Consider the following 13,875-nt stretch of genomic DNA (forward strand, 5'->3'; position numbering starts at 1 on the left):
GTTGACTTGGCACGCCGTGTTCCTTAGCGTGCGCAGCAGTTTTTCTCAGGGGTAGGCGCATGACCGCAGATGATCGAATCAAGCTCGAAGCAGGCTGGAAAGAGGCATTGCGCGAAGAGTTCGACAAGCCCTACATGCAAACCCTGAGCGAATTTCTGCGCACCGAGAAAGCCGGCGGCAAAGTGATTTTTCCGCCGGGCCCGATGATCTTCAACGCACTGAACTCCACGCCGCTGGATCAGGTGAAAGTCGTGATCATCGGCCAGGACCCTTACCACGGCCCGGGGCAAGCCCATGGCCTGTGCTTCTCCGTGCAGCCGGGCGTACCGACCCCGCCGTCGCTGCAAAATATCTACAAAGAACTCAAGCGCGACCTGAACATCGACATCGCCCCCCACGGGTATTTGCAAAGCTGGGCCGAGCAAGGCGTGCTGCTGCTCAACACGTCGCTGACGGTGGAGCAGGCCAACGCCGGTTCGCACGCCAAGAAAGGCTGGCAGCCGTTCACCGACAAAGTGATCGAAGTGGTGAATGCGCGGCCTGGGCATCTGGTGTTCTTGCTCTGGGGCGCTCACGCGCAGAGCAAGCAACCTTTGATCGATACCACTCGGCATCTGGTACTGAAATCCGTGCACCCGTCGCCGCTGTCAGCGCACCGCGGCTTTATCGGCAATGGGCATTTCAGCCGGGCGAATCAGTATTTGAAAGACCGAGGGCTGGCGCCGATCAACTGGCAGTTGCCGCCGTTGTAAGGCGGTACTCGATCAAAAACTCGAGGCTAAAGCCTCTCCCACAGAGATCAGCTGCGGGCATCAATTCCTGTAGGAGAGGCTTTAGCCTCGATTCCTGCAAACGCCGATTTAACTAAAGCGCCGCCGGGCAAGTCATTTCCGTCACTTGCTTGCGCGCGCCCTGCAGCCGCTCCACCAGGCGCTCGCGCTGCTGCTGGCTGGCGCTGGCGAGCAGGTCGCTGAACAAATCTGCCAAGGCGTTCTGGGCGCCAACGAAGCGTTCGCGGTACGCCGGGGTCGCAACGCTCATGCGGTCTTGCAGCAGGCCTTTCAGCTGATCTGGAAACTCTGAACCGCGCCGCTCCCGCACGGCCGCCAGAAACGCCTGTTGCCAGGCACGATTGTTATCCAGCCATGCCTCGTTGTAGTCGCCAAGCTGCTCGGCCCACACCTTCACCCGCGCTTTCTGTTCCGGCTGCAAGCGGCCAAACCACGGTTTGAGCCGTTCTTCCATGCGCTCGCGACGTTCGTCGATCTGCTCCGCGAGCGGAACGCCGAGGTATTCGTCGCGCTGTTCCTCGTTCTGCTTGGCCATGTTTTCACCCAGCGCCGTGACCTGTTGATCGCTCAAGCCTTGCAGCAATTGAGTGGCGTCGGGTGTGAGGCGCACGGCCACAGCGTCGACGGCATGGCGAAACGCGCTGAATTGCGCGTCGAACTCGGCGGGGGCGGGATCGGGTTCGGTGGCCAGCTCGGCACTGCGTTGTAGCCAGTCGGCATACAGCGGCAACTGCGTGGTGCAGTGCCAGTTCAGGTGCGTGACCAGGCGCGGTTTGAGCCAGGCTTTCTGCTCGGGTGTGAGGGGAATGTAGTTGTCCAGCGACCAGGGAATCAGCCAGTCGAGGTTGCGGTAGCCCAGGTCCAGGCGGCTGCACGAGGTGAGCAGCGCCAGGCTGATGACCAGCAACACAATGCGCAATCGCGTGGCCATGGGCGGCTCCTCTGCAGATGTACGCAAGCATAGACCCGGCACAGGTGCAGAAGTGCTAGGTGTCGCGTTGGCCCGCATGAGACTGCCAACGCCGGAACAGCGGCTCGGCCAGGAACAACACCAGCAGCAAGCGCATCACCTGCATGGCTGTCACCAGCGGCACCGACAGTTGCAGGGTTTCGGCGGTCAGGCTCATTTCGGCGATGCCGCCGGGCATCATGCCCAGGGTCAGCGAACGGATATCCAGGTGCGTGAGCCAGCCCAGGCCCAGGGCGCACACGGCGGCAAAACCAATCATCAGCGCGGTGCCCAGTAAGGTGCGGGCGAGAAAGGAGGGCGCGCGGCGGAAGAATGCGCGGTCGAAATGGCAGCCTAGACCACTGCCGATAAGCAACTGCCCAACCTGACTGGCACCGGGCGGCAAACCGAGGTTCAAGTCGAACAGCATGCTGGCGCCGGCGCTGATAAGCAGCGGGCCGAACAGCCAGGGATTCGGTTGTTTCAAGCGTTGCCACAGCAGCGCCACTGCGCCACCGAGTGGAACCAGTGCAGCCAGCCACAGCCAGTCAACCTGCCCGCTATGGCTGAGCGCCGGGCCATCGCCCATGAAAAACTTGAAGGTGGCCGGCACACACAGCACCACCGCGACCACGCGCAGGCTTTGGCCGGCGGCCACGCGGCTGCTGACCGCGCCGTTGCGCAGGCCGAGGTTGACCATTTCACCGGAACCGCCCGGCATGCTGGAGAAGAACGCGGTGGCGCGGTCCTCGCCGGTGCGGCGCAATAGCCACACGGCGATGCCGCTGGAGAGGGTGGTGATCAGCGCGCCGAACAGAATCAGCCAGAAGTGCGCGGCGACCTGTTCGACCACCGCGCTGGAGAAGTGCAAACCGATGCCAATGCCGATAATCCATTGTCCGGTTTTGCGTCCGCCCGGCAGGTCACGGATCAGCCAGGGCGTGCTGCAACGAAACAGGATGACCGCCACCAAGGCGCCGATCATCCAGGGCAGCGGCCAGTGCGCCAGGCTGGCCAGGGCGCCACCCACGGCGCCCACCAGCGGCGTCGGCCACCAGGGCCGCCCGTTCTCAGGCATTGGCCACCTCGCGGCGTTGTTTTGCACGGCGGCGCCAGATGCGCACGATCGGCAGCGCCAACATCACCACCACCAGCACCCACACGCCCATGGTGATCGGGCTGCCCCACAAAATGCCCAGTTCACCGTTGGAGATCGACAGCGCACGGCGCAGGTTCTGCTCCATCAGCCCGCCGAGAATAAAGCCCAGCAGCAGCGGCGACAGCGGGAAATCGAGCTTGCGCAAGATGTAGCCGAAGATGCCGATGATCACCATCAGGAACAAATCGAAGGTGGTGGCATGCACGGCGTACACGCCGATGGAGGTGATGATGGCGATCACCGGCACCAACACCCAGTTCGGCACGTTAAGGATGCGGGTGAACAGACGGATCATCGGGATGTTGAGGATCACCAGCATGAAGTTGGCGATAAACAGCGAGGCGATCAGGCCCCAGACGATGTCCGGTTGTTCTTGGAACAGCATCGGGCCGGGGGTGATGTTGTACAGCGTCAGCGCGCCGATCATCACCGCCGTGGTGCCCGAGCCTGGAACGCCGAGGGTCAGCATCGGCACCATGGCGCCGCACGCCGCCGCGCCAATCGCCGTTTCCGGTGCGGCCAGGCCGCGCATGTCGCCTTTGCCGAAATTGCCTTTCTCGCCGGCTATTTTCTTCTCGGTCATATAGGCCACGGCGCTGGCCAGCGTCGCGCCGGCGCCCGGCAGTACGCCGAGCACAAACCCCATGAGGCCGCAGCGCAGGTTGACGACAAATACCGACGCCGCTTCTTTCACGTTGAACAACATGCGCCCGGTGGCTTTCACCGCAACGTGACCGTGGTGGGTTTTTTCCAGCAGCAGCAACATCTCGCTGACTGAGAACAGCCCGAGCACCAACACCACGAACTGAATGCCGTCGGCCACATGAATGCTGTCGAAGGTGAAGCGGTACACGCCGCTGTTGGCGTCGATGCCAATAGTCGACAGGAACAGGCCGAGCAGGGCCGCGATAAAGGTTTTCATCGGCCGGTCGCCGGCCATGCCGCCCAAGGCGACGATGGCAAACACCATCAGCACGAAATACTCCGCCGGGCCGAAGGCAATCGCCCATTTCGCCAGCAACGGCGCAAACAGCACCATGCCGCAAATGGCGATAAACGCGCCGATGAACGAACTCCAGGCCGACAGCGACAAGGCCACGCCGGCCATGCCCTGACGGGCCATGGGGTAACCGTCGAGGGTGGTCATTACGGTGGAGGCTTCGCCCGGAATGTTCAGCAGAATCGAGCTGATGCGTCCGCCGTATTCGCAGCCTAGGTACACGGCGGCGAGCAGAATCAGCGCCGACTCAGGCGGCAGGCCGAGGGCGAACGCCACGGGAATGAGCAGCGCCACGCCATTGATAGGCCCCAGGCCCGGCAGTAAGCCGACGACGGTGCCGATCAGCGTGCCGATCAGCGCGGTAATCAGGTTGTAAGGAGTGAGGGCAACGCCGAAGCCTTGGCCCAGATAGCCGAGTGTGTCCATGTCAAAGCTCCAGGAAGTCGAGCACGCCGAGCGGCAGGGGAACGTCGAGGGTGCGGTCGAACAGCACGTACAAACCGATGCTGATCAGCACGGCGGCGATGGCGCTGGGTTTCCAGCGGCCGCCATACAGACGGCCCATCAGCATGCCGACCACGGTGCTGGAAACGACAAAGCCCAGCGGCTCGAACAGCCCGGCGTACACCAGCATCAGGACCACGCAGGCCATTACCTTGCGCAGCGAATCGCGGTCCAGCACCGGCTCGCCTTCTTTGTGTTCGATGTGCGTGGGGCGCAGGGTCAGCCACAGCAAGGCGGCGGCCATCAGCCCGAGCATTAGCAGCGGAAAAGCACGCGGGCCGACCGGCTCGTAAGAGAACGCGGCCTGGTAGCTCCAGGCCAGGTAGGCAAAAACCAGGCATGCGACTAGCCAGCCCGCACTGAAGAGGCGTTGAAAAAGCATGGTGATCTCCTGGCCTGGAGGCGCCGCGATTCGGGCGCCCCGGCTACAGAACGGTGAGAGGAATTACTGGGTCAGGCCGAACTCTTGGGCCATCTGCTTGTAATCGGCGACGCGTTTTTTCACGTAGCTGTCCAGCTCTTCACCCGTCATTGCGAAGGGATAAAGCTCGCGTTGGTCGCGCAGCTTGGCGAAGTCTTCCGAGGCCAGCAGTTGATCGAAGCTGGCTTTCCACCAGGCGTAGTCCTCATCGCTGACCTTTGGCCCGAGGTAGAAGCCGCGCACCACCGGCCAGCTGATGTCGTAGCCCTGTTCCTTGGCGGTCGGAATGTCGGCCTTGTCGGCACCCGGCAGGCGCTCGTCCGAGAGCACCGCAAGGATGCGCATGTTGCCGGCCTTGATGTGCGGCATGGAGTCGGAAATGTCGGTGCTGCCGACCTGGATATGCCCGCCCAGCAGGGCCGTGGCAATTTCGCCGCCGCCTTCGAGCGCCACATAACGCAGGTCGCGCGGGTTGATGCCGGCCGCCTTGGCGAGCATGGCGGTTTGCATCCAGTCCTGGCTGCCGACGGTGCCGGACGAACCGATCACCACTTTGCCGGGGTCGGCCTTGAGCGCTTTTACCAGGTCGTCGAGGTTTTTGTACGGCGAGTCGTTGCGCACGGCGATGGCGCCGTAGCTGGTGCCGATGCCGGCGAGCCAGCGCACCGCATTTTCATCGAAACGACCGAACTTGCCTTGCGCCAGGTTGAGCAGCGAACCGCTGGACCAGGCCGTAATCGTGCCGGCATCGCCAGGCCGCTGCGCGACCACGGCGTTATAGGCCACGGCACCCACGCCGCCGGGCATGTAGGTGACGCGCATGGGTTTGGTCAGCAGCTTGGAATTCATCAGCGCGCTTTGCGCCAGCTTGCACGTCAGGTCGAAACCGCCGCCGGGTGCGGCCGGAGCGATGCATTCAGGACGTTTGGGCTCGGCCATCAAGTGGCTGCTGAGCATCAGGCAGCCAGCGGCCAAGGCGAGGCGGCGGTGCAGGGGCTTGATCATGTGAAGTCTCCCGTGGAGTTTTTATTTTGGGTCAGGAAATCAGGTGATGGCTTCGGGATTTAGTACAAGGCGAGCGTATAGCCGACCATGATCCGAATCTCGTCGGCGTCGCGAGCGAAGTTCGAGCGAAAGGTGGCGTTGCGCACGCGCAGCGATACGTCCTTCAGCGCGCCGCTCTGCACCACGTATTTGAACTCGGTGTTGCGTTCCCACTCTTTGCCGGTTTCGTTGCTGCCGGTGACTTCGGCGTTGTCGCCGCTGACGTAGCGGGTCATAAAGGTCAGGCCGGGCACGCCGAGCTTGGCGAAGTCATAGTCGTAGCGCGCCTGCCAGGAGCGTTCTTCGGCGTTGGCGAAGTCGTTGATCTGCACGAAGTTGATCAGGTACGGGTCGGTGCCGTCGACATAGGCAAAACCGGTGTCGCCGCTCATGTGCTGGTAGCCGAGGCCGAGTTTGTGACCGTTGAGGCCGTAGCTGAGCATGCCGTTGAGGGCGCGGTTGTCGACCTTGCCGCCTTCGGCTTTGCCTTGGTCGTCGCTGAACGAGGCGCGCAGGTCGGCCGAAACGGTGCCGGGGCCCAGGGGCTGCGCGGCCACCAGGCCGAGGTAATGCTGGCGGTACACGTCGTCGAGTTGGGCGAAGTGGTAGCTGCCGGTGATTTTGTCGGTGAGCTTGTAGTCGAGGCCGGCGAAGTCGAAGTTGTCGGCGCTGGCGGCACTGGAAAAGCGGCTGTTCTTGTTGTTCAGCGCCAGGTCTTCGTAGTTGGTGTCGTTGCGGTCTTTGGCTTTTTCCAGGCGGCCACCGGTGAAGGTCAGGCCTTTGATTTCCTCGGAGGTCAGCAGACCGCCTTCAAAGGTTTGCGGCAGGATGCGGCCGTCGTTGGGGTTCAGCGTAGGCAGTTCGGGAATCAGGCTGCCGACTTTCAACACGCTGTTGGACACCTTGACCTTGGCCGTCACGCCCAACTTGGAGTATTCGTCGGCCGCTTTGCCGTCATCGTGGGTGGGCAACAGGCCTGTGCCGGTGCGGTCGGGGCTGGAGTCGAGCTTGAGACCGAGCATGCCGAGTGCATCAACGCCGAAACCGACGGTGCCTTCGGTGAAGCCCGACTGCATATCAAGCATAAAACCCTGCGCCCATTCATCGCGCTTGGACTGGCCGGTGCCGTCACGGAAGTCGCGGTTGAAGTACATGTTGCGGGTTTCGAAATTGACGCTGCTGTCTTTGATGAATTCGGCGTGGGCCGTGACGGGCGTCAGGGAAGCGAGGGTGGCGCCTGCGAGCACGAGGGACAGTGGACGCACAGGTGGCAATGCCTGCCGGGTAGCAGTGGGCATGAGGTGTCTCCAGTTTTTGTTTTTGTTTTTGATAGGTGGTTCGAGCCACCTTGGCCGGATGCTAAGGCGCGAAACTTTCGCCAAGCTTTCACGCTGAAAGAAAACGGCGCGGCCCTTCACACGCGCGAGCGGCCCGTTACACTCCACGGCACACGCCGTCTTGCGGAGAATCCCGGTGCGCATTTTGTTGGTCGAAGACCACCCCCAACTGGCCGATAGCATTGCCCAGGCTTTCAAGGCCGCCGGCTGGACAGTAGACGTGCTGCACGACGGCGTGGCGGGTGACCTGGCCTTGAGCAGCGAAGACTACGCACTGGCGGTGCTCGATGTCGGGCTACCGCGTATGGAGGGGTTTGAAGTGCTCGCGCGCCTGCGGGCACGGGGCAAAACCCTGCCGGTGCTGATGCTCACCGCACGCGGTGAAGTGAAAGACCGCGTGCACGGCCTTAACCTCGGCGCCGACGATTACCTGGCCAAGCCCTTCGAGCTGACCGAGCTGGAGGCGCGCGTGAAAGCATTGCTGCGCCGCAGCGTGCTCGGCGGCGAGCAGCAGCAGCGTTGCGGCCCGTTGTTGTATGACTTGGGCACGCGGCGCTTCAGCCTCAATGATGAAGTGCTGACGCTGACCTCCCGCGAGCAAGCCGTGCTCGAGGTGCTGATCGCCAGGCCGGGGCGGGTGATGAGCAAGGAGCAGCTTGCCTCGCAGGTGTTCGGCCTGGATCAGGACGCCAGCCCCGACGCCATTGAAATTTATGTGCACCGTTTGCGCAAAAAGCTGGAAGGCAGCTCGGTGCGCATCGTGACCTTTCGCGGCTTGGGCTACTTGCTGGAAAGCCAGGATGCGTGAGATCGGCAGCCTCCGTGGGCGCCTGCTGCGCCGGTTGGCCGCCCTGTTTGCCGCGCTGTTACTAATTGGCAGCCTGAGCGCCTACTGGAACGCGCGCCAGGCGGCCGACACCGCATACGACCGCACGCTGTTGGCGTCGGCGCGGGCAATTTCGGCAGGGCTGTACGAGGATGACGGCAGCCTGCGCGCCGACGTGCCGTATGTGGCGCTGGATACCTTCGCCTACGACAGCGCCGGGCGAATTTTCTATCAAGTCACCGACGTGCAAGGAAAGCTGATTTCCGGCTACGAAAGCCTGCCCGACCCGCCACGCAACACGCCGCGCACCGACGACTATCCGGCGCTGGCGCGTTTTTACGACGCCAATTACCAGGGCGTGGACGTGCGCGTGGTGAGCTTGTTGCGCCCGGTCAGCGAGCCGACCATCAGCGGCACCGCCGAGATTCGCGTGGCGGAAACCGAAGAGGCGCGCGAACGCCTCGCGCGCGGGCTGCTGGTGGATTCGTTGTGGCGGCTGGCGCTGCTGTCGCTGACGGCGCTGGTGCTGGTGTGGTTCACGATCAGCGCCGCGCTGCGCCCGCTTAACCAGCTGCGCAACGCCGTGGCCGAGCGGCAACTGGACGATTTGCGGCCGTTGCCGGTGGTCGCCACTGCGCGGGAATTGATGCCGCTGGTGGAGGCGCTGAACCAATTCACCGAGCGCTTACGCGGACTGTTTCAGCGCCAGGCCGACTTTATTGCCGAAGCGTCCCACGAACTGCGTACGCCGTTGGCGGCGTTGAAAGCGCGGGTTGAGCTGGGGCTGCGCGAGCAGGAGCCGCAGCGTTGGCAGCAGACACTGCGCGAAACCGCGCAAAACACCGACAGCCTCACGCATCTGGCCAATCAGTTGCTGTCGTTGGCGCGCATTGAAAGTGGCGCGCGAGCAATCGCCGAGGGTGGCGCCGAGCAAATCGACCTGAGTCAGCTGTGCCGCGAGCTGGGCATGGCGCTGGCACCGCTGGCGCATTCCAAAGGCATTGCGTTAGCGCTGGAGGCCGAGCAGCCGGTATGGCTGACCGGCGAGCCGACGTTGCTCAATGAGCTACTGAGCAACCTGGTCGACAACGCCCTGGCCCATACGCCGGCCGGCGGCAATGTGATTCTGCGCGTGCTGGCGCCGAGCATTCTGGAAGTGGAAGACGACGGGCCAGGTATTCCGGCGGACCAGCGCGATAAGGTGTTCCAACGTTTCTACCGGCGCAATCCGCAGAAAATTGGCGGGGCAGGGCTGGGATTGGCGATTGTTGGCGAGATTTGCCGTGCGCATCAGGCGACCATCACGTTGCATGACGGGCCGAATGGCGGGCTGTTGGTGCGGGTGGCGTTTTTGCCGGTCTAGCGTGTTGGGCTTCGCTGGCGCTCAGCCCAACCTACGGTGATGGGGCGCTGTTATTGCAGCATGCCCATGGCCGCTTCCATGGCGGCGGAGAGGTCTTCGTCGGCGTTCAGATCGGCGCTTGGGTCGAGGCCAAGCTTGGCGAAGGCCGGAATCTGCGACCAGTCGAGCTGGGTGTAAGGGTGTTCGCTGCCCAGGTAGCTCTGCAGGGTGGCGACCTGAACGATGTCGACGTAATCCGCTTTTGGCGAGTTGCGGGTGAAGTCCAGGTATTGGCTCGGGAGGATGGCGATGTTCTCGGGGAAATCCCACGCTCTGAGAATTTTGTCGCCAATGATCGGGTGAATTTTCTCGATCACGTGGTTGAGGCTGATGGAGTCGGACAGCAGCTCATCGTGCTCCTCGGCGTAGGTCAGAATCGGCAGCACGCCGATCTGGTGGATCAGGCCAGCGAGGGTGGCTTGGTCGGGCATCAGGCGGGTGTAGTGACGGCACAGCACGTGGCTGATGCCGGCAATTTCGGTGCTCTTGTTCCACACTTCGCGCATTTTGCGGTCGACCACGTCGGAGGTGGCCTGGAACATCTGTTCCATGGCCAGGCCGGTCGCCAGGTTGCAGGTGTAGTTGATGCCGAGGCGGCTTACGGCCATTTGCAGATCGGTGATTTCTTTATTGGTGCGCAGCAACGGGCTGTTCACCACTTTGATGATGCGCGCGGTGAGGGCGGCGTCGTTGCCGATCACTTTGCTGAGCTGAGGGATGCTGATGTCCGGGTCTTCCGCCGCTTCGCGAACTTTCAGCGCCACTTCAGGAAGGGTCGGCAGCACCAGCTCATCGTTTTCGATGGCCTGGATCAGTTCGTGTTGGACTTTATCAGCGAGTTTGCTCATGGACGTTTCTCTGGAGACTAGGGCGCTTGGCGGGCAGGCGGCCGGAAAATAATTAGGTTAACGCTGAATCTCGCGATCCGAGTTCAAGGTGTAAGGCAGGTCCAAGAGCTGCAAAGCCGGGCCGGTTTCGCTGCCGAGATGAATCCGTCCATCAGTGACGGCATCTTCCTGCAATACCGCCAACAGTTCCACGCCCGTTTCGCTTTGCGCGGCTAGCACCACTTCGCCAACGCTGGAGCGGTGCACGGGGGAGAACAGTTCGCTGGCCACGGCCGGTAATTCGGCGCCTTCCAGGCTCAAGCGCTGCAAGCGGCGTTTGAGTTTGCCCAGGTACTGCATGCGCGCGACGATTTCCTGGCCGGTGTAGCAACCTTTCTTGAAGCTGACGCCGCCCACGGCCTGCAAATTGATCATTTGCGGAATAAACAGCTCGCGCGTCGCGCCGAATACCTGGCCAATGCCGGCGCGAACCTGGGCGAGCAGCCAGCTATTGAGCGGACGCTCCGGGAGTTTGGCCTGGATTTGTTGCATGACGTCGGCGCTGATGGCGCTGCGAATCCACAGCTCGACGCGGCCGTCGCTCAGGCGAATGGCGAACAAATTGTCTGTACGGGCAACGCCATCGGCTTCGGTCGGCAGCAGCAGGCCAAGCTCGCTGAGCACCTCGTCGGCGTTGTAAAGGCCCACGCGCAGCCAGTTGGCGCTCTCGTCACTGAGGGTGGACTTGGAAAACACGGCGTATTTTTTCAGGTCGCTGAGCTGCGGTTCCATCAGTTCGCTGGCCATCGCCAGCACATAGCCGTCGCCTTCGCTGACAATGCGAAAGCTCGACACCATGCGGCCTTTGGGGGTGCAGCGGGCGCCAAGGCTGGCGTTGCTATCGCTCAGGTAGTTGAGATTGCAGGTGACCTGGCCTTGGAGGAATTTGCTGGCGTCGGGGCCGCGAACGGCAAGAACGCCTTCGTGGGACAGCGTGCAGAAAAAAGCTGAATCGGCCATGAGAAATCGCTGATTGAAAGTCTGGGGGCTAATCATAGGGCCCTGCCTTGAGCTTGTCAGCGGGTGCCGGTATCGGCGTGGCGCCGCTATACTGCCGGCCTATTTTGCAGGAGCCGCTTTGATGGTCGACGATATTGAACTGAACCGCCTGTTTTGGCACAGCCGCCGCGGCATGCTGGAACTCGACGTGCTGCTGGTGCCCTTCGTTCGCGAAGTCTACCCGAGCCTGGATGACGCAGACCGCGAGCGCTATCGCAAACTGCTGGAGTGCGAAGATCAGGACATGTTTGGCTGGTTCATGCAGCGCGGCGAGCCGGAAGACGCCGACCTGCGCCGCATGGTTCGCATGATTCTGGATCGTGTCCAACCCAAGTAAAGCTTTCGAATGCCGCTGGCAGCCCTCCCGGCGTCTGCTGGCGGTGTACTTCGGCGCCCAGCTCGGCGCCTGGCTCGCCTTGCTGGTGGCGGCCTTTCCTTTATGGATGACGCTTCTGGGCGGTGCGCTGTGTAGCGCTCATGCCGTCTGGACTTGGCGCTTCGCCACTTCTCACTTTTCTGGCATTCGCCATGACGCGGACGGGTGGCACTTGTGGCAGATCGGCCATGGATGGCAGTCGGTTCAGCTGTTCCCCGACAGCGTGGCGTTGCCGCAGGTGGTTGTGCTGCGGTTTCGTCTGCCGGGGCAGTGGTGGGTTCGGGGGCTTTGTGTGGCGAGCGACGCATTGCCGGCGGATGTCCACCGGCGCCTGCGGGTACGGCTGAAATTCACTCGCCGTAGATGGGCGGCACCAGAATAGTGTCGCGGGCTTCGGGCAATTGGTCCGGGTAGTCCAAGGTGTAATGCAGGCCGCGTGATTCCTTGCGCTGCATGGCCGAGCGAATGATCAGTTCGGCCACCTGAGCCAGGTTGCGCAGCTCGATCAGGTCGCGGCTGACTTTGTAGTTGCTATAGAACTCATCAATTTCGTCTAGCAACAACCGCACCCGGTGCTGAGCGCGCTGCAGGCGTTTGTTGGTGCGCACGATGCCGACGTAGTCCCACATAAAGCGCCGCAACTCATCCCAGTTGTGGGCAATGATCACGTCTTCGTCCGAATCGGTCACCTGACTGGCGTCCCAGCTCGGCAGGCGCTGCGGTGTGGGTTTGCTCACCAATTGTTGAAGGATGTCCGCCGCTGCCGAGCGGGCATACACGAAGCATTCGAGCAACGAGTTGCTGGCCATGCGGTTGGCGCCGTGCAGGCCGGTAAAGGTCGTTTCGCCAATGGCATACAGGCCCGGCACGTCGGTGTGGCCATGTTGGTCGACCACCACGCCGCCGCAGGTGTAGTGGGCGGCGGGCACGACGGGGATCGCTTCCTTGGTGATGTCGATGCCAAAGCCCAGGCAGCGCTCATAAACAGTGGGGAAGTGGCTTTTGATGAATTCGGCGGGTTTGTGGCTGATGTCCAGATACAAACAGTCGACACCCAGGCGCTTCATTTCGTGGTCGATGGCGCGAGCGACAATATCGCGCGGGGCCAGCTCGGCGCGTGGGTCGAAACGCTGCATAAAGCGCTCGCCGTTGGGCAGCTTGAGCAAGCCGCCTTCGCCTCGGATGGCTTCGGTAATCAGAAAGCTTTTGGCCTTGGGGTGGTACAGGCAGGTCGGGTGGAATTGGTTGAATTCCAGGTTGCCGACCCGGCAGCCAGCGCGCCAAGCCATGGCAATGCCGTCGCCGCAGGCGCCGTCAGGGTTACTGGTGTACAGATAAACCTTGGCGGCGCCGCCGCTGGCGAGCACGGTGAAGCGCGCTCCGTAAGTGTCCACTTCGCCGCTGTTTCTATTCAGCACGTAGGCGCCCAGGCAGTTGTGGCCGGGCAGGCCCAGCTTGCGCTCGGTGATGAGGTCGACGGCAACGCGCTGTTCCAGCAGCTCGATATTCGGACGCTGCCGGGCTTGGGCGAGGAGGGTGTTGAAGATGGCTGCGCCAGTGGCGTCGGCGGCATGGATAATTCTGCGGTGGCTGTGGCCGCCTTCTCGCGTGAGGTGGAATTCGAACCCACCATCTTCCCGCGCGGTTTCATCGTCACGGGTAAAGGGTACGCCTTGTTCGATCAACCACTCGATGGCCTCGCGGCTGTGCTCAACGGTGAAGCGCACGGCGTCTTCACGGCAAAGGCCGGCGCCTGCGTCGAGGGTGTCGGCAACGTGGGATTCGACGGTGTCAGTGGTGTCGAGCACAGCTGCAACGCCGCCCTGTGCCCAATAAGTTGAACCATTTGTGAGGTCACCCTTACTAAGCACGGCTATGCGCAAATGGCTTGGCAGGGTCAGCGCCAGAGTGAGGCCGGCAGCGCCGCTGCCGATGACCAGAACGTCGTGCTGAAAATGTTGGCTCATGTTCGAATTCCACGAGAAGCGGCCACTAGTATATAGGCGGGGCGGGCTGCACAATAGCGGGCTTATGACGGCCGCTGGGCCCTGGGAACTTTCTTAGACTTCCAGGTTCCATAGGCAGTCACCCAGACGGGGACAATGCCGTTTGCGTTGTATCGAGAGCGGCTGTTGCCGCGGCCTCATTACAATTAAACCGGTGACAAGATTATCCGCGCA

14 protein-coding genes are annotated in these 13,875 nt (G+C 62.4%); 5 read left to right on the top strand and 9 right to left on the bottom strand.

Annotated elements, in window-relative coordinates; all coding sequences use genetic code 11:
* Positions 1-59 precede the first annotated feature (59 nt).
* Positions 60-752: a uracil-DNA glycosylase gene (gene ung, locus AC0IW7_RS17520; RefSeq protein WP_471819682.1), complete on the top strand. Its 693-nt coding sequence runs from the start codon at positions 60-62 to the stop codon at positions 750-752.
* Positions 753-864: 112 nt separating this feature from the next.
* Here ung and AC0IW7_RS17525 read toward each other — a convergent pair whose 3' ends face one another.
* From AC0IW7_RS17525 to AC0IW7_RS17550, 6 genes are all read right to left on the bottom strand, one after another.
* A complete protein-coding gene (locus AC0IW7_RS17525; protein WP_471819684.1) occupies positions 865-1,722 on the bottom strand; it encodes a DUF6279 family lipoprotein in 858 nt (285 codons plus the stop codon).
* A 55-nt stretch (positions 1,723-1,777) separates the two neighbouring features.
* Entirely contained in the window at positions 1,778-2,818 is a 1,041-nt protein-coding gene (locus AC0IW7_RS17530; protein ID WP_471819686.1) for an AbrB family transcriptional regulator, read from the bottom strand.
* Positions 2,811-4,325, bottom strand: coding sequence for a tripartite tricarboxylate transporter permease (locus tag AC0IW7_RS17535; RefSeq protein ID WP_122493836.1), 1,515 nt, complete (start codon positions 4,323-4,325; stop codon positions 2,811-2,813). The genes AC0IW7_RS17530 and AC0IW7_RS17535 overlap by 8 nt, the downstream gene beginning before the upstream one ends.
* Before the next feature lies 1 nt (position 4,326).
* Entirely contained in the window at positions 4,327-4,785 is a 459-nt protein-coding gene (locus AC0IW7_RS17540; protein ID WP_471819688.1) for a tripartite tricarboxylate transporter TctB family protein, read from the bottom strand.
* Between the two features lie 63 nt (positions 4,786-4,848).
* Positions 4,849-5,829, bottom strand: coding sequence for a Bug family tripartite tricarboxylate transporter substrate binding protein (locus tag AC0IW7_RS17545; protein ID WP_471819689.1), 981 nt, complete (start codon positions 5,827-5,829; stop codon positions 4,849-4,851).
* A gap of 59 nt (positions 5,830-5,888) precedes the next feature.
* Positions 5,889-7,166 carry an OprD family porin gene (locus AC0IW7_RS17550; protein WP_471819690.1) on the bottom strand — a complete coding sequence of 426 codons (1,278 nt, stop codon included), beginning with the start codon at positions 7,164-7,166 and terminating at the stop codon, positions 5,889-5,891.
* Positions 7,167-7,341: 175 nt separating this feature from the next.
* On the opposite strand from AC0IW7_RS17550, the gene AC0IW7_RS17555 reads away from it, so the two are divergent.
* Positions 7,342-8,013, top strand: a complete 672-nt coding sequence (locus tag AC0IW7_RS17555; RefSeq protein ID WP_471819692.1) for a response regulator — start codon at positions 7,342-7,344, stop codon at positions 8,011-8,013.
* Positions 8,006-9,394 (top strand): sensor histidine kinase, encoded by a 1,389-nt coding sequence (locus tag AC0IW7_RS17560; protein WP_471819694.1) that lies wholly within the window; start codon positions 8,006-8,008, stop codon positions 9,392-9,394. Before AC0IW7_RS17555 ends, AC0IW7_RS17560 begins: the two co-directional genes overlap by 8 nt.
* Before the next feature lie 50 nt (positions 9,395-9,444).
* On the opposite strand, the gene AC0IW7_RS17565 is transcribed toward AC0IW7_RS17560, so the two are convergent.
* Entirely contained in the window at positions 9,445-10,281 is an 837-nt protein-coding gene (locus AC0IW7_RS17565; protein WP_122493830.1) for an HDOD domain-containing protein, read from the bottom strand.
* Positions 10,282-10,338: 57 nt separating this feature from the next.
* Positions 10,339-11,280 (bottom strand): CAF17-like 4Fe-4S cluster assembly/insertion protein YgfZ, encoded by a 942-nt coding sequence (gene ygfZ, locus AC0IW7_RS17570; RefSeq protein WP_471819696.1) that lies wholly within the window; start codon positions 11,278-11,280, stop codon positions 10,339-10,341.
* Positions 11,281-11,401: 121 nt separating this feature from the next.
* Here ygfZ and AC0IW7_RS17575 point away from each other — a divergent pair, with 121 nt between their 5' ends.
* Entirely contained in the window at positions 11,402-11,656 is a 255-nt protein-coding gene (locus AC0IW7_RS17575; protein ID WP_122452870.1) for an FAD assembly factor SdhE, read from the top strand.
* Positions 11,640-12,077: a protein YgfX gene (locus AC0IW7_RS17580; protein WP_471819698.1), complete on the top strand. Its 438-nt coding sequence runs from the start codon at positions 11,640-11,642 to the stop codon at positions 12,075-12,077. Before AC0IW7_RS17575 ends, AC0IW7_RS17580 begins: the two co-directional genes overlap by 17 nt.
* Here the strand turns inward: AC0IW7_RS17580 and nadB are convergent.
* On the bottom strand, positions 12,046-13,662 hold the full coding sequence (gene nadB / locus AC0IW7_RS17585) for an L-aspartate oxidase (protein ID WP_463383450.1): 1,617 nt from the start codon (positions 13,660-13,662) through the stop codon (positions 12,046-12,048). The genes AC0IW7_RS17580 and nadB overlap by 32 nt on opposite strands.
* Between the last annotated feature and the right edge of the window lie 213 nt (positions 13,663-13,875).

It is taken from the genome of Pseudomonas sp. AC229 (assembly GCF_979254655.1).